Here is a 15,336-nt window from a genome sequence, read left to right as displayed (position 1 = left end):
CGGATCAGGTCAATGCACGATGCCGCTTTGCGAGAGATGCAACTTGGCGAAATGACTGTGCGAGTCCGCCAGTTCGAATTTGATCGGCCCCGAGGCCTTGGTCCAGCCGCGCCCGACCTCAGCGAGCGCATATTCGAAACCGTGCGGGAGATCGATGCGCGCCAAATGCTCGGCGCCGGTGACCGGATTCTTGATCGGCTCGCCGTGGCCCGAGGTCACGCCCGTCACGTCGAGACGAGCCGTTCGGGCATCGATGTCTACCTCGAAGTCTATTGCCGCGAAGATCGGATCGTGGACCGTCTCCAGTGTGGTCGAAAAGACCTGGAATATGGTCGCGCCGGGTTCGGTGTCCTCACCGCTGAGAATGCGCAGCAGCGCTCCACGCTGCGCCTCGGTCGCCCGCTCGTCGATGACCACCGCCGCCTCGCCCTTGCCCTGGTGGATCGCGCCAGGCCAGCGGAAGACTCCGGCAAAGCGCAAGCCATCCAGCTTGGTGTCGCCGTGATAGCCGCTTTCGATTTCCACGCCGACCACCGCCCGGCAGGATCCGTGCGTCGGCAGGGCGTTGAACTGGCAGGGGCAGCCATAGGCGCAGTTGCAGTTGACGAACTCGCGCGCGTTGATCATCCATTTGACGTCGGCCATGACAGTCCTCCCCTGTTGCCGCGCCCATGCTCTGTGAGCGCGATGTCCGGAATGAGGACCAGGAATGCAACCGGCAACGACCGTCCGGCAGCTCTGATCGAAGCAATCCGGCGATAAATATTAGAATTCAAGTATATGCCTTTGGCGGCCACCGACAATAGGCCGATCGGCGGAGGCCGGTGCAGCAACCCGCCAGGCACTGACCGGCACCCTAGCGGAATCCCGCAACAGACCTGCCTCGCCACTGTAGCCGCCGTGAATTGGCATATCCGAAGACTGCCGGCTGGCGGGTCTCGGCCGGTTGCACGGCCGGTGCTGCCGCACTATGGCTAGCGCCCTCCTCACGTGACCAAGAACGGCAAAGAACAATGGCAAAAAAAGACGGCAGCGAAATGGGCATCAACACGCGGCTTGCCCATTCAGGCAACAATCCGCACGACTATTTCGGCTTCGTCAATCCGCCGGTCGTGCACGCCTCGACCGTGCTTTATCGCGACGCGGCCTCAATGGCGGCGCGCAGCCAGAAATACACCTATGGCACGCGCGGCACGCCAACCACGGATGCGCTTGCCCAGGCCATCGATGCGCTGGAAGGCTCGGCCGGCACCATCCTGGTGCCCTCGGGGCTGGCGGCGGTGACGATACCGCTGCTGGCCTTCGTGTCAGCGGGCGATCATCTGCTGATCGTCGATTCCGTCTATCATCCGACGCGCAATTTCGCCGACACGGTGCTGAAGCGGCTCGGCGTCGAGGTCGAGTATTACGATCCGCATGTCGGCGCCGAAATCGCCAAGCTGATCAAGCCCAACACCAGGGTCGTGTTCACCGAGTCGCCAGCCTCCAACAGCTTCGAGGTGCAGGACATTCCGGCCATCGTCAAGGCGGCGCATGCCGCAGGCGCGCTGGTCATGATGGACAACACCTGGGCGACGCCCCTCTATTTCCGCCCGCTCGACCACGGCGTCGACATTTCGATCCATGCGGCAACGAAATATCCGGCCGGCCATTCCGACGTGCTGCTCGGCACCGCGTCGGCCAACGAGGCCTGCTGGAAACAGCTCTATGAGAGCTTCTGCACGATGGGCTGCTGCGCCGGACCAGACGATGTCTACCAGGTGCTGCGCGGCCTGCGCACCATGGGCGTGCGGCTGGAGCACCATCAGAAAAGCGCGCTTGATATCGCCGGCTGGCTGGAGGGGCAGAAGGGCGTGGCACAGGTGCTGCACCCGGCGCTCCCCAGCCATCCGGACCACCCTTTGTGGAAGCGCGATTTCTGCGGCTCGAGCGGCATCTTTTCCATCGTGCTCAAAGGCGGCGGCCAGAAACAGCAGCACGCCTTCCTCGACGCGCTGAAAATCTTCGGGCTCGGCTATTCCTGGGGTGGCTATGAGAGCCTCGCCGTGCCGGTCTGGCTCGGCGACCGCGTCGTTGCCAAGGGCCCTTATGACGGTCCGCTGATCCGCCTGCAGATTGGGCTCGAGGATGTCGAGGATCTGAAAGCCGATCTGACGCGCGGCCTCACCGCGGCAGAAGCTGCCTGACCGGGCGGAGCCTGCCGGAATGAATCCGCAGACTGGCGCACGGTGCTGAAAGGACTGGCCAGACGGCTCTCGCGAGACGCCGGATGTCGCAAAGACGGCCTGCAACGGCTACGCGCAATGTTATTTCCCCAATGCGCGTTTTTCCGGATTGATTTGACTTTCCAATCGAGCAGCGCCGCCCCATTGCAGGGCGCTTCGAGCAGCAAACCCTAGCCGGACCCGTTCCAGAGCTTGCCATGGCCTTCCGCCTCTTTGTTCCCATCCTTGCCGGCGCGACGCTGCGCGAGCGTATCATTGCGTGTATCGGCGCGACGATCGGCATTGCACTGACCGGCGCGATCGGCGGCCTGGTGCTGGGCAACGGCCCACATGTGCCGCTGCTGGTGGCGCCGATGGGGGCATCGGCCGTGCTCCTGTTCGCGGTGCCGGCAAGCCCGCTGGCGCAACCCTGGTCGATCATCGGCGGCAACACGATATCGGCGCTGATCGGCGTGATCGTGGCGCATTTCATCCACGAACCGGCGTTCGCCACCGGCATTGCTGTGGCGCTGGCGATCGCGGCGATGTCGTTCGCGCGCTGCCTGCATCCGCCGGGCGGAGCGGCCGCGCTGACCGCGGTCTTCGGTGGCCCGGCCGTCATCAGCGCAGGCTTCCTGTTTCCCTTCGTGCCGGTGGCACTGAACTCGATCGTGCTGGTCGCGCTCGGCTACGGCTTCCACAGGCTGTCGCGGCGCAGCTATCCGCACGTGCCGATCCCTGCCCTGAAAAGCACGCACGGAACCATCGATCCGCCGGCACAGGAGCGTATCGGCTTCCGGCCCGAGGATATCGATGCGGCGCTAGGCGCGCTCCACGAGACCTTCGACATCGACCGCAACGATCTCGAGCGGCTGCTGCGACAGGTCGAGTTGCAAGCGACGATGCGCACGCACCGAACCTTGTTGTGCGAGGACATCATGTCGCGCGATGTGATTGCGGTCGACGAACACGCGCCCGCCGATCAGGCGCGTCATCTGCTGCTCGACCACAATATCCGCACGCTGCCGGTTGTCGACAAGGACGCCAAGCTGGTCGGCACTGTGGGATTGAGGGAATTGGCGCGAGCCGACGAAGCCGTCGCAAGCGTGACCTCGACAGCGTCGACCGCCGCCGCCGGCTCGCCCGCCATGGGCTTGTTGCCGGTGCTCACCGATGGCCGCACTCACGCAGTCATCATCGTCGACGACGACAGCCGCATTCTTGGCCTGATCACGCAGACCGATTTGCTTGCGGCGACGGCGCGCGCGCAGGCTGCTGACAAGCCGCCAGCGGAAGCGGTACTCTAGCCGCCGTCGGACCCCGCGGCGAAAATAGCTGGGAACCTTTTGCCGGCGATGTCATCCAATGTCTTGATCGAGGTTTCGGTCAGGGGTTGGATACGAGGAACTGGCCATGCCTGCTATGTCGATGGCAATGCCCGCTGCTGCTTCCAGCGAGATGCAGCTGGTACGGCGTGCGCTGGCGCGTGAGGGCAACGCCTTCCGCACCATCATGAAGACCCACAATCAGCGGCTCTATCGCATCGCCCGTGGCGTGGTGCGCAACGACGCCGAGGCCGAGGACATCGTCCAGGAGGCCTATGTCAGGGCGTTTGCCCATCTCGATGCCTTTCGCGGCGAGTCCTCGCTGGCCACCTGGCTGTCGCGCATCGTAATCAACGAGGCGCTCGGCCGTCTGCGCAAAAAACGCCGGATGGTAGCGATGCCGGCAAACCCGCAAGCCGAAATCATCCAGTTTCCCCTCAACCCGAGCGACGATCCGGAGCGGACGATGGCGCAACGACAGATCCTCGGTCTTGTCGAACGGGCGACCGATAGCCTTCCCGATGTCTACCGGTCGGTGTTCGTGGCGCGGGTGATCGAAGGGCTCAGCATCGAGGAGACCGCCGACCTTCTCGGCGTGCGGCCGGAAACCGTCAAGACAAGGCTGCACCGCGCCCGCGCTTTGGTGCGCAAGGCACTGGACGACCAGATCGGCCCGGTGCTGCTCGACGCCTTCCCCTTCGCCGGCCGGCGTTGCGACAGGCTGACCAGCGCTGTGATGCAGCGGCTCGGCCTGGAAAGCTGATCATCGGCTGATCTGGCTGATTTTCGCGGGAACGTTTGCCGCCGCCCCGCATCCAATGACCGTCAACTGAAAAACATGGCCCGGCGCGATCACCGCGTCCGGGCGAAGGAGATGCCATGCTTACTCGTCGTCACACCGCCGCCCTCGCCGCCTTGCTGCTGCTCGGCACGGCCCCGCTCGCACAAGCCGGGGACAAACCGACCGACCCGCAAATCGCCCACATCGCCTACACGGCCGGCGTCATCGATGTGGAAGCCGCCAAGCTGGCTATCGAGAAATCGAAGACCAAGGAAGTCGTGGACTTCGCCAACGACATGGTGCGCGATCATGAAGCCGTGAACGTGCAAGCGCTCGATCTGGTCAAGAAGCTCAATGTGACACCGGAGGACAACGCCACCAGCCAGGCGTTGAGCAAGGCTGCAGAGGAAGAACGCGCCAAGCTCGCCAAGCTCGACGGCGCTGCCTTCGACAAGGCCTATGTCGACAACGAGGTTGCCTACCACAAGCAGGTCAACGGCGCGCTCGAAACCCTGCTGATCCCGTCAGCGCAGAATGCCGAGCTGAAGAGCCTGCTGGAAACCGGCCTAAAGATTTTCCAGGGCCATGAACAGCATGCCGAACATGTTGCCGGCATGCTGAAGTAGGAATGGGATCATGTCGAAGCGACATCTGTGGTTTGCGCTGGCGCTGGTCTTCGGTGCCTCACCCGTGCGGGCCGAAACCATCCAGGTCACCATCGACAAGCTGGTCTTTTCGCCAGCCGCCGTCGAGGCGAAGGTTGGCGACACGATCGAGTGGGTGAACAAGGACGTGTTTGCCCACACGGCCACGGTCAAGGGCGGCTGGGAGGTGATGATCCCGCCGAAGGCAACAGCGAGCCTGACACTGAAGACAGCGGAGGCGGTCGACTATTTCTGTCGCTTTCATCCCAACATGAAAGGGCGCCTGGCGGTGACACCTTGATCCTGTTCGGCTAGCCGGTCCTGCTCCAGCGAGGCTCGCCTTGCTTCATCCGGCCGAGTGATGTGCGTCCATGAGCCGTCATAAACCGCGTCTCTCCGTCCGATCCAGGCATCCAACCCTTCGCGCAGATCGGCGGTCGGGGCCATGCGGGCGAACTGCTCGGCCTCGACAGCCAAGCCTTCGGCGATGCTGTGGTTGAGGCCGCGCGCCACCGCGGTGAGGATGCTGGCGACGGCCAATTGCGAATGCCTGGAAATACGCCGGGCGAGGTCAAAGGCTGCCGGCATCAGCTCGTCATGCGGCACCACCTGGTTGATGAGGCCGAGCTCAAGGGCGCGTGGTGGCGGAAACCAATCGCCGGTCAAGAGCAGTTCGAGCGCCCGCTTGCGCCCGGCCAGCCTGGGCAGGCGCTGCGTGCCGCCGAAGGTCGGCGGCATTGCGAGATTGATTTCCGGCTTGGCGAACAGCGCGCGGTCGCTGGCGATGGCGAGCGGCACGGCCTCGGTGATTTCGCAGCCGCCGCCGAAGGCAATGCCGTTGACGGCGGCAATGATGGGTTTGCGAAATGCCTCCAGCCGCGCCGTCAGCCGCTGGCCGCGCATGACGAAATCGCGCAGCGCGACATCGGCGCCACGTGCCACGCTTCCGGAGAATTCATGGATGTCGCCACCGGCCGAAAACGCCCTTTCGCCAGCGCCGGTCAGGATTACGGCGCGGACGGAACCATCGACCTCGACGGCATCGAGGATCGCCAGCAACCGGTCGATCAGTGCGTAATTCAGCGCGTTGAGTTTTTCGGGACGATTGAGGGTGAGCACGGCGACCCCTTCGCGGGTCTCGCTCAGGACAAGATCGGCCATTATTGTTCCTTTCCAGATTGCCCCGGAAAAGGATCAGGCTTTCGATTGCATGTATATTCACTAGTCGGTATACATGACGCCATGCCTGAAGCGTCGAGCCCCACCCGCAAACGCATTGTCGACGCCGCGACCAGGCTCTTCTATGCCGAGGGAATCGGCCGCGTCAGCGTCGATGCGATCGCTGAGAAAGCGGGGCTGACCAAGCGGACGCTCTACTATCACTTCAAGAGCAAGGACGACCTGATCGCCGCCTATCTCGACAGCCGCGATCAGCCCAACCTGAAACAGATGGCCGGCTGGTTCGAGGCCGCCGAAGGTGATGCCGACCGCAAGGTCGAGGCGATCTTCAGCAATCTGGCGCAGGCGGCACGCCACCCAAAGTGGAAGGGCTGCGGTTTCCTGCGCACGGCGGCCGAACTCGCCTCGATGCCCGGCCACCCCGCGGTCAAGGCGGGATCGCGCCATAAGGCAAATTTCGAAAGATGGCTGGCGGCGGAACTGTCAGGCCGTGGCATCGCCGAGCCGCAGATGCTGGCGCGCGAGATTGTGCTTTTGATGGACGGCGCTTTTTCGATCATGCTGGTCCATCGCAACCCCGACTATATCGAGGCGGCCGGGCATGCCGCCGCGACGCTGGTTCGGGCGAGATCGCAAGGCAGGAATTGACGGTGCCGACCGCCTAGAATTCGTACGCCAGCCACGCCGTGCCCACTGCTAGGGTGATCAGCGTCAACGGCAGGCCTACCCTGAAGAAGGCGCCGAAACTGAGAACCGTGCCGGCGCGCCGCGCCTGCTCGGCGACAATCAGATTGGCGACGGAGCCGAGCAGCGTGAAATTGCCGGCCAGCGTCGAGCTCATGGCGACGACCAGCCAGGCGCGCTCCGGGTTTTCCAAACCGGGAATGAACGGCCGCAGCGCCAGCACGGCCGGCACGTTGCTCATGATGTTGGAGAGCACGGCGGTGAAGCCGGAGAGACGCCAGACATCGTCCAGCCCAAGGTTCTTGGCCGAGGCGATCATATCTGGCGTCAGCAGCGTCTTTTCGGCGCCGGCGACGACCACGAACAGGCCGGCGAACATGAACAGCAGCGGCCCGTCGATCTCGTGGTAGATGCGCGCCGGCTTGATGGCGCGGGTGAGCAGCAGGATGGCGCCACCGATGAGTGCTGCCTTGGCGACGGGAACGCCGGCGAAAAAGGCGACCGCCAGGCCGATGCAGACAACCACCGCCTTCAGCACCTGCCCCGGCAACATGCGGCCGCGATACACTTCCGGGCTCAACTCGGCCGTGCGCGCGAATTCAGCCCGGTAGACGATGCGGACGAGGACGATGACCGCGACGAGGCCGAACAGGGCGACCGGCGCCAGCGCGGCCGAGAAGGCCGGATAGGAAATCCCCGACAGCGCGCCGATGACCATGTTCTGCGGGTTGCCGGTGATGGTGGCGACGCTGCCGCAGTTGGACGCCGTGGCGGTGGCGATCAGATAGGGGATCGGGTTGCGGTTGATGACGCGGGTGACGTGAACGACGATCGGCGCCATCACCAAGCAGATGGCGTCATTGACCAGGAACGCCGACAGCACGCCGGTCAACAGCGTCACCATCACCAGAAGCATGAAGGGCGCATGCGCGTGCTCGATGGCGTAGGCGCCAAGTGCGCGGAAGGCGCCCGATACTTTCAGATGCGCCACTACGATCATCATGCCAAGCAGCAGCGTGATGGTGTCGAAATTGATGGCGCGGTAGGCGTCTTCCATGCTGAGCGCGCCAATTGCGATCATCGCCGCGCCGCCGAGCAGCGCGATCCCTGCCCTGTCGAGGCGCAGCCCAGGTATCCTGCCGATGGCGACACCGGCATAGGTCAGGATCAGGATCAGCAAGGCCGCCGCGCCCATCAATGTCATTGGCAGAACATCCCGTTCAAATCGGCCCGGCTCCCCGCGAGGTCCCTCCCCGCCCGGTCGTTTCGTCTATGCAGCTTTAGCAAGGCCCCCGCAAAGTGAAAGCGCCGATGGCGTCTGATTGTGAAAATCGGGAGCCAAACCTCCGTATCGGGCGAGCGCGCCGACGGGACCAATTGCGCCTGTGAAGCTTCCCGGCCGTCAGCCTCGCGACTCAATATTCAGCATAGCTAATATAGCTGGCTTAGAAATGTTTTCTGCCGGTCGGATGTTTCAGATGGGTCACAACGTTGAGAGGGAGTACCAGATCTCGGAGAGGGAGGAATGGATGCACCCGACGGAATGCCCGCGCTGCCATGGCGCCCGCAAAGTCTTCATTTGTGCGCGATGGCTCGATTCGAACGGACATTGCTGCCCTAGCGGGACACACCGGCTCAGTTGCCCCGGCCGCACCGTTGCCTGCCGGGAATGCGCCGGGCGGTGATGCTGAGCCGACAACCACAAAGGTGGATTCAATTCGCGACTCCGGCCCGGCAATGGTGTAGTAGAACAGGTTGAGCGGAGGCAAAAATGCCTCCAGATCGGCTTTGAGCCTTGTTCCACCCCATTGCGAATATCGAGGATGCGCAGACGCTGGCGCAGGCGATCGTCAATACGATCGTCGAGCCCTTCCTCGTGCTCGACGAAAAGTTTCATGTGCTGGCGGCCAGCCGCTCCTTCTACCAGACCTTCAAGGTCGACCCCGAGGAGACACATGGCGCCCTGCTCTATGCGCTGGGCGACGGCCAGTGGGATATTCCGGCACTGCGCCTGCTCTTGGAAACTATCATCCCCGAGAAGACCGCGATGGACGGCTTCGAGGTCGACTATGATTTTCCCAATATCGGCCGGCGCACGATGCTGCTCAACGCGCGCAAGGTGCTTTACGACCACAGTTCGGCCGTCACCATCCTGCTCGCCTTCAACGACATCACGGCGCGGCGTGTCATCGAGCGGGAGAAGGAAGAGCTTCTCGGCCGCACCGAGGATCTGCTGCGGCAAAAGGATGTGCTGCTGCGCGAGATGGAGCACCGGGTTGCCAACAGCCTGCAGATCATCGCCAGCATTCTGTTGCTCAAGGCCCGCTCGGTCACCTCCGAGGAAACCCGCCAGCATCTGAGAGATGCCCACCAGCGGGTGATGTCGGTGGCCGAAGTGCAGCGCCATCTCCACACCTCCGCCGGCATCGACGAAATCGACGTCGGTTCCTATCTACCGAAACTGTGCAGCAGCCTGGCCGCGTCAATGGTCGGGGATGCCCAGCCGATCGCCGTCCAAGTCATCGCGCAAGGTGGCAGGATCGACTCGCAGAAGGCGGTGAGCCTCGGGCTGATCGTCACCGAACTTGTCCTCAACGCGATCAAATATGCCTTCCCAAGGGAGAAGGCCGCAGCCCTGATCCAGGTGTCTTACGAGACCAACGGCAGCGACTGGAAACTGACGGTCTCGGATAATGGCACCGGCAAGCCTGCCGGCCGCGCGCCGACCACCGGCCTGGGAACAGCCATCGTCGAAGCGCTGGTCAAGCAGCTTGAGGCCCGGGTGGATGTCGTCAGCGACTCCAACGGCACCAGCGTGTCGGTGACCAGGGCGACGTTCACCTCGCGGGTGCCGCGCGCGGCGTAGCGTCAGGTTGTCGAACGCCTGTTCGAGATCGCCTAGCGATAGGCCTGTCGCCCCGAGATTGTCTCGATCCTGATCTGGTAAAACAAATGGCTGCCGGTGCCAGCCTGCGCCTCGCCAGGCTTCAGCGCACCCGGCTCCCACCAATTGGCGTGCTTCTGCAGCAGCGACCAGGCAAATTGCCGGTCATGGTCTGACGCGGGAACCTGCTGGTCCCTGGCGGGAATCGTGCGGTCGAGAGCGGGCGCCTTGGGCAGGTCTTCGAACAGGCCATCGACGACGACGCTCTTCCAGCCGTGGACGCCGCCGACATCGTCGACCTGCAGGCAGACGTGAGGATTCTGGCGCATCCACTCGACCTTCTTGCCGGGCAGCGAGAAGCTGAAGATGAAGTTGTCGCCGAAGGCAAAATGGATCGGCACCACGTAGGGCCGGTTATCCCTGACGCAAGCCAGGCGGCCGAGCCTGGCCGACTTCAACGCCGAGCCTGGCCGACTTCAACAGGGAAATGCATTCGGGCCGCGTCATCTCTGAGATGTTCATCGCCATTGTTCTTTCCGTTGGGGTCCGTCGAAGTCAGGCACCACGATCGATGCGCCGGATGGCGCGTATCGCCTCCCCTTCGGCAACGCCGATCAGTGCGTCGATGGCCTGGATCGCCTCGATCTGGCCGCGCGCCGCCACCGTCCTGCGCAAGGCGTGCAGGTCGTCGCGAATTTCGCAGAGTGTTGCTCGGATCGTGAGGGGCATGGGCCGCCTTCCACGGACACAACCGCCTGAGGTGGTGATCGGTTCCGTCGCGAGCGGATTGACTCGCCAAAGTCCTGAATGGCGTACAGTGCCAAAGTCGCCGGCCATATCTCGGGCACCAGCCCGAGAGACTGTACATGGTACTCCCGCCCTGCGGGACGCCGTGCTTGAAGATCGGGCTGCATCGCGCTGCGATGCAAGATGTTGCAGGCGATTTCGGTTCAATCGATCGAAATATCGAGTGACGTCTGGACGAAGCGCAATGGCGCTTCGAGCGTCCAGACAACGCCTTGCCTGTGGAACTCCAGCCGTCCGGTGCCGCTGAGCGCCTGCGGCGCGACGCGCTTGAGAACAACTGATCCAAAGCCGCGACGGGTCACCTCATCCAGCATCGGCCCGCCGAGCTCGCGCCAGATCAGCCGGAAGGTGTCGGCGCCATCGGCGGCTGTCTTTACATCCCATTCAACCTCTACCTGTCCGCCATGGCGCGACAGTGCGCCGTGCTTTGCCGAATTGGTGGCGAGTTCGTGGAAGGCAATGCCGAGATACTGCACGGCGTTCGGCTGCAGCATGATCACCGGTCCGGCCAGGGACAGACGCGCCTGCGCGGCGAAAGGCTTGATCTGCGCCTCGACCAGCTCGCTGACCGATGCGCCGCGCCATTCGGCATTGACAAGGAGGTCATGGGATTGTGAAAGCGCCATGATGCGCTCGCGCACCTGTCCGAGGAAAGCCTCCGGCGTGCTCATCGATTTGCTGGTTTCGCGGATCATCGAGATGATGACCGAATATTGGTTTTTCACGCGATGGTTGACCTCGCGCATGAGCAGGCGGATGCGCCGTTCGCTCTCCTTGTGCGAACTGATATCGCGCGCGATCTTGGAGGCGCCAATGACCCGGCCGATGCCGTCGCGGATCGGCGAGACGGTCAGCGAAACCGGGATGAGCCTGCCGTCCTTGCGCTGGCGGATTGTTTCATAAGACGGTACGCGCTCGCCAGCGCGTATGCGGCTGATGATCAGGGCTTCCTCGTCGATACGGTCAGCGGGAATGAGCATCGTCACCGGCCGGCCGATCGCCTCCGCAGGCGTATAGCCAAACAGGCGTTCGGCCGCGTCGTTCCAGCTGGTGATAGTGCTGTTGAGGTCCTTCGAGATGATGGCGTCCGCCGTCGATTCGATGATCGCGGCGAGCCGAATGCGGGCCTCGTCGGCCTGCGTCTGGCTGCGCAAATCAAGCAAAGTGTTGATGGCGCCGATAACGCGGCCCGCTTCATCGCGAAGCAAAACCGGATAGGCCCTGAAGGGAATCAGTTCGCCATTCGGTCGCTCAGCGATAGCCTGGCCCCAGCGGACATCGCGCTCTTCCAGCAAGGCAACCGCCATCGGACATTCGTCGTGCGCCATTGTCCGTCCATCGAGATGACGCAGCTTCCAGGACCCGCACCACTGATCCTCGCCAATGACGGGTCGATGCCCCCAAAGTTCGGCCGCAGCTTCATTGAAGAAGGTGATGCGGCCTTGACCGTCGGTGGTGTAGACGGCGACGGGCATCGCCTGCAGCAAATCGACCGAGGGCACCGCTGGAATCCCGAAGCCCGCCTGTTGGATAATGTTCACCTATTCCCCGCCCGTTCGTTTCTAACGGATTGCTACGACTGTTAAATGCACGTGAGGGGTTTCGGTTCCCGCCGGCCCGCTAGCGAGCGGCGGGTCACTAAATCGCTGCGAGCGATGCTAGATGCGCCCGAGAACGACCAGAATGATAACGATCAGCAGCACCAGGCCGAGGCCACCGCCGCCATAATAGCCGGTGCCGTAGAAGGGCCCGCCGCCAAAGCCGCTGAAGCCGCCCAGCAGCGCAATGACCAGAATGATGATGAGAATTGTGCCGAGACCCATGGTGTTTTCCTCTGCCAGTTGGCGCTGTCGCGCTGTTTGCAACAGGTACGTTCCTCCGCCTGTTGATCAGCATAGGAACTCGCAAAGGGCCTTCCTGTTCCACCTGACGACCACGGGCACGCCCTGGCCAGAAAAAGGAACAAAAAAACGCCCGCTGGCCGGGAGCCAGCGGGCGACAGGCTTTTCAGCCCCTTGACCACCTGGAGGGAACCAGCGGTCAGAGAAATAATGCACGGGGCGGGATGAAGTTGCGTCAGCCAGACAAGGAATTTGCCAGACACCATCCCTAACGTGGAAAATTCGGAGTCAAAAAGCGATCGACGCTTTTGCGGATTTCTTCCTTGCTTCGGCGGCCAAGGGAATTTCCGCGTCCCTTGACCAGCCGGCGGAATCAGAGCCGCGACGAGCGTCAGCGCCCGATCGTTTCAATATCGCGGTTGCCGCATCCTCCTGCGCCTGGTCGACCCTTGCCATGACCATGGTTCCACCGCGCCTGACATGCTCGGCATAGACATAGGCATCGGCTTCATCGATGCCTGCTTCGGCAAAGACCTCCAGCACGCCGCCGGCCATACCGCCTGCCGCAGCGCCCGTCAGGGTCGATACCAGCCACCCGGCGCCGACAACAGGCCCAAGGCCCGGAACTGTAATCGCGCCGATACCAGCCAGAAAACCGCCGACGCCACCGACCGCAGCTCCGATGCTGGCCCCTGTGGCGGTCAGGCTGCCACTGCGCTGCGACCCGTCCGGGGCCATGATGCTGATCTCATCTCGCGAGATGCCGGCACCCTCAAGCTCGCGAACCACGACTTCGGCGTCGCCATAGGTGTCGTACAGTCCAGCTATCGTTTTCATGTCGATTTCTCCCGGAGCGCGCAAGATCGGTGCGGATCCACGGATTCAAGCAAAATACGGGCGAATTGTTCCATGAGGACTATGAGAGGGGAGCGAACGGGAGCCATCCCGTGGCTGCGCCAGCGGCTTGAGGAACCAATCCGACACTGCACCGTTTGCTGCAGCGTACTTCATGTTTTTTCAAAATGGCCAACGGAGTGAGGGACATGGCTTCATCGGTTCTCATCAGCATCCTGATCACCTTTCTGGTGATCATCCTTGTGCTCTATCTCGTTCAGCGCCTGCCGCTCGACGGCCGCACGAGACAGATCGCCCAGATCGTCGTCATCATCATCGGCATTATCTCGATGCTGAAATACCTGGCTGTCTTCTAGGAACCGAGCGGGGCTGCGAGCGTTTCCTCCTTACATCACCTTACATCACAAGGAGAAACCAATGGCCGACACCCAAGCAGGCGCCGCGAAGGCGTCCGACGATATGCAGGATGCGATGAAGAAGCAGATCGCCGAGCTTCGCCGCGAAATCACCAAGATCAATCGCACGCTGTCCGAGCAGGCCGAAGAGGCTGCCGAGACCGCGCAAGGCTGGTATGAAAGTGCGGCCGACAAAGCCTCGCGCGCAACCCAGCAATTGCGCAGCCAGGCGCAGACGGTGTCGGATACGGTCCAGCAAAATCCCGGCACAATATCGTCGGCGATGGCACTTGGCGGCATGCTGGGTGTTCTCCTCGGCATCGCCATCGCCAAGAGTTCGGAGCCCGAGCGCCGCTGGTTCTAGGCGTGATTGAAGGGCGCCGATGGCGGTTCCGGCTATGGACTTCGACCGCGGATCGGCGTCCATAGCGAATTGACCGACAAACCTGCAATCTATCAGTGCGAGAGCTTCCATGACCGACGACAAATCAAAGACCAAAGCGGACCGAAGACTGGTATCCGGCGAGGAACCCTACGAGGTTGCTGCCTTTGCTAAAAAGTATGGCATTCCGCCGAGCGAGGCCAAGACAATCATCAAGCGCTACGGGCCGTCGAGGCGGAAACTCGACGCCTATATGGCGACGAGGACCTAGCCGGCCCTCTATGCGTCTCGAACACTGCAGGTGATTGTCATGCCATTTCGATCGATCGCGTTGACAGCCGGAGCGATCCTGCTTGCTGCAACGACCACGGTCTGCGCCCGGCCGGATACGCGCAAGATGACCTGCGAACAGACGCAAACCCTGATCCAGAGCCATCGCTCGGCGGTGCTGACCACCGGGCCGAACACCTATGATCGCTATGTCCGCCAGTTCGGTAATGAATGCGACTGGCCGGAGGTGCCGATCGCCGCCGCCGTCCCGACACGCGACGGTCAATGCCGGGTCTATCGATGCGAGGAGCCGGTCTTCGATTTCCCCAACTGACGGATCGCGGGTGCAGCCGGTTGTTGCGTGCTCGGCGGCCGGCGCACTGAAATCGGCTGCCGGCGTGTCATCGACGCCTTTTGAGATCTTACGTGGAACCGTTGCGCCTCGAGCGAATTGATTCTGCGCGAGGCTGGCGTGGCGCGGCGACAACTTGACCGCGTGAGCCAGGCAAGGAGGGAGCAGCTATGTCCAACGACATCCGCAGAAGTGGCAGCTGCCTTTGTGGCGGCGTGCAATTCGTGGTGACTGGAGATCCATTGCGGGCCGGCCTTTGCCATTGCAAGGACTGCCGTAAGACCAGCGGGTCAGCCTACTCGGCTTTCGCGGTCTGGCCGCTGGCAGCATTTGAAACGACCGGTATCGTCAACAGTTACGGCGGCAGGTGTTTTTGCCCGACTTGCGGCGGCCGCGTCAGTTCAGTCGGTGACGATGAGGTCGAAGTGATGGTCGGCAGTCTCGATCTGGCGCCGACCGAAGGACTGAAACCTAGCTATGAGCTGTGGATTGGGCGCCGCGAGCACTGGCTGCAGCCTTTGCCCGAGGCGCAGCAGTTCGAGCACGACCGCGTCGACGGCGATCAGAAGGACGCGCGAGATTCCACCGCGGACAGCGAGACGTCTTCCGGCGGTGAGCCGTTGCGCAAATCGGCCTAGGGAGAGCGAAAACCTATTGAACGCATGGCCTTGAAACGCAAAAGCCCGCCGCACCTTTCGGCACGGCGGGCTTCCCGATCTGATTAGACGACTAC

Annotated in this window: 20 protein-coding genes; 12 read left to right on the top strand and 8 right to left on the bottom strand. The window is 62.8% G+C overall.

Features of this window, described 5'->3' with window-relative positions; all coding sequences use genetic code 11:
- Positions 1-9: 9 nt before the first annotated feature.
- Positions 10-645 carry a DUF1326 domain-containing protein gene (locus AC1DX6_RS21510; protein ID WP_477317006.1) on the bottom strand — a complete coding sequence of 212 codons (636 nt, stop codon included), beginning with the start codon at positions 643-645 and terminating at the stop codon, positions 10-12.
- A gap of 368 nt (positions 646-1,013) precedes the next feature.
- On the opposite strand from AC1DX6_RS21510, the gene AC1DX6_RS21505 reads away from it, so the two are divergent.
- The 5 genes from AC1DX6_RS21505 to AC1DX6_RS21485 all read left to right on the top strand — a co-directional run bounded on the left by AC1DX6_RS21505 (position 1,014) and on the right by AC1DX6_RS21485 (position 5,255).
- On the top strand, positions 1,014-2,186 hold the full coding sequence (locus AC1DX6_RS21505) for a cystathionine beta-lyase (protein ID WP_477317004.1): 1,173 nt from the start codon (positions 1,014-1,016) through the stop codon (positions 2,184-2,186).
- A 236-nt stretch (positions 2,187-2,422) separates the two neighbouring features.
- Positions 2,423-3,511, top strand: a complete 1,089-nt coding sequence (locus tag AC1DX6_RS21500; RefSeq protein WP_477317002.1) for an HPP family protein — start codon at positions 2,423-2,425, stop codon at positions 3,509-3,511.
- Positions 3,512-3,617: 106 nt separating this feature from the next.
- Positions 3,618-4,292, top strand: a complete 675-nt coding sequence (locus AC1DX6_RS21495) for an RNA polymerase sigma factor (protein ID WP_477317000.1) — start codon at positions 3,618-3,620, stop codon at positions 4,290-4,292.
- A gap of 116 nt (positions 4,293-4,408) precedes the next feature.
- Positions 4,409-4,936: a DUF4142 domain-containing protein gene (locus AC1DX6_RS21490; protein WP_477316998.1), complete on the top strand. Its 528-nt coding sequence runs from the start codon at positions 4,409-4,411 to the stop codon at positions 4,934-4,936.
- 10 nt (positions 4,937-4,946) lie between these two features.
- A complete protein-coding gene (locus tag AC1DX6_RS21485) occupies positions 4,947-5,255 on the top strand; it encodes a cupredoxin domain-containing protein (RefSeq protein WP_477316996.1) in 309 nt (102 codons plus the stop codon).
- On the opposite strand, the gene AC1DX6_RS21480 is transcribed toward AC1DX6_RS21485, so the two are convergent.
- Positions 5,216-6,115 (bottom strand): crotonase/enoyl-CoA hydratase family protein, encoded by a 900-nt coding sequence (locus AC1DX6_RS21480; RefSeq protein ID WP_477316994.1) that lies wholly within the window; start codon positions 6,113-6,115, stop codon positions 5,216-5,218. The genes AC1DX6_RS21485 and AC1DX6_RS21480 overlap by 40 nt on opposite strands.
- Before the next feature lie 81 nt (positions 6,116-6,196).
- Between AC1DX6_RS21480 and AC1DX6_RS21475 the strand changes: the two genes are divergently transcribed.
- Complete coding sequence (locus tag AC1DX6_RS21475; RefSeq protein ID WP_477316992.1) at positions 6,197-6,781, top strand: TetR/AcrR family transcriptional regulator; 585 nt, start codon at positions 6,197-6,199, stop codon at positions 6,779-6,781.
- A 13-nt stretch (positions 6,782-6,794) separates the two neighbouring features.
- Here the strand turns inward: AC1DX6_RS21475 and AC1DX6_RS21470 are convergent, their stop codons facing one another.
- Positions 6,795-8,021 carry an anion transporter gene (locus AC1DX6_RS21470; RefSeq protein WP_477316990.1) on the bottom strand — a complete coding sequence of 409 codons (1,227 nt, stop codon included), beginning with the start codon at positions 8,019-8,021 and terminating at the stop codon, positions 6,795-6,797.
- A 591-nt stretch (positions 8,022-8,612) separates the two neighbouring features.
- On the opposite strand from AC1DX6_RS21470, the gene AC1DX6_RS21465 reads away from it, so the two are divergent.
- Positions 8,613-9,683: a sensor histidine kinase gene (locus AC1DX6_RS21465; RefSeq protein ID WP_477316988.1), complete on the top strand. Its 1,071-nt coding sequence runs from the start codon at positions 8,613-8,615 to the stop codon at positions 9,681-9,683.
- Positions 9,684-9,715: 32 nt separating this feature from the next.
- On the opposite strand, the gene AC1DX6_RS21460 is transcribed toward AC1DX6_RS21465, so the two are convergent.
- The 5 genes from AC1DX6_RS21460 to AC1DX6_RS21440 form a co-directional block, all read right to left on the bottom strand.
- The gene (locus tag AC1DX6_RS21460; protein WP_477316986.1) at positions 9,716-10,159 is read right to left on the bottom strand and encodes a pyridoxamine 5'-phosphate oxidase family protein; all 444 of its coding nucleotides are present in this window, start codon (positions 10,157-10,159) and stop codon (positions 9,716-9,718) included.
- A gap of 97 nt (positions 10,160-10,256) precedes the next feature.
- Complete coding sequence (locus tag AC1DX6_RS21455) at positions 10,257-10,430, bottom strand: hypothetical protein (protein WP_477316984.1); 174 nt, start codon at positions 10,428-10,430, stop codon at positions 10,257-10,259.
- A 221-nt stretch (positions 10,431-10,651) separates the two neighbouring features.
- The gene (locus AC1DX6_RS21450) at positions 10,652-12,049 is read right to left on the bottom strand and encodes a PAS domain S-box protein (protein ID WP_477316982.1); all 1,398 of its coding nucleotides are present in this window, start codon (positions 12,047-12,049) and stop codon (positions 10,652-10,654) included.
- A 117-nt stretch (positions 12,050-12,166) separates the two neighbouring features.
- Entirely contained in the window at positions 12,167-12,331 is a 165-nt protein-coding gene (locus AC1DX6_RS21445) for a DUF3309 family protein (RefSeq protein ID WP_258602338.1), read from the bottom strand.
- Positions 12,332-12,637: 306 nt separating this feature from the next.
- Positions 12,638-13,186 carry a hypothetical protein gene (locus AC1DX6_RS21440; RefSeq protein ID WP_477316980.1) on the bottom strand — a complete coding sequence of 183 codons (549 nt, stop codon included), beginning with the start codon at positions 13,184-13,186 and terminating at the stop codon, positions 12,638-12,640.
- A gap of 206 nt (positions 13,187-13,392) precedes the next feature.
- Here AC1DX6_RS21440 and AC1DX6_RS21435 point away from each other — a divergent pair, with 206 nt between their 5' ends.
- From AC1DX6_RS21435 to AC1DX6_RS21415, 5 genes are all read left to right on the top strand, one after another.
- A complete protein-coding gene (locus AC1DX6_RS21435; protein WP_477242494.1) occupies positions 13,393-13,560 on the top strand; it encodes a Thivi_2564 family membrane protein in 168 nt (55 codons plus the stop codon).
- 61 nt (positions 13,561-13,621) lie between these two features.
- Positions 13,622-13,963, top strand: coding sequence for a hypothetical protein (locus tag AC1DX6_RS21430; RefSeq protein WP_477316978.1), 342 nt, complete (start codon positions 13,622-13,624; stop codon positions 13,961-13,963).
- Positions 13,964-14,072: 109 nt separating this feature from the next.
- Entirely contained in the window at positions 14,073-14,252 is a 180-nt protein-coding gene (locus AC1DX6_RS21425; RefSeq protein WP_477316976.1) for a DUF3606 domain-containing protein, read from the top strand.
- 39 nt (positions 14,253-14,291) lie between these two features.
- Positions 14,292-14,585, top strand: a complete 294-nt coding sequence (locus AC1DX6_RS21420; protein ID WP_477316974.1) for a hypothetical protein — start codon at positions 14,292-14,294, stop codon at positions 14,583-14,585.
- A 188-nt stretch (positions 14,586-14,773) separates the two neighbouring features.
- Positions 14,774-15,241: a GFA family protein gene (locus AC1DX6_RS21415; protein ID WP_477316972.1), complete on the top strand. Its 468-nt coding sequence runs from the start codon at positions 14,774-14,776 to the stop codon at positions 15,239-15,241.
- The last annotated feature ends 95 nt before the right edge of the window (positions 15,242-15,336 follow it).

The sequence above is a fragment of the Mesorhizobium sp. P2_C4 genome (genome assembly GCF_056404575.1).
Note: the sequence above shows the minus strand (reverse complement) of the source record. Positions and strands in the feature narration are given on the sequence as shown.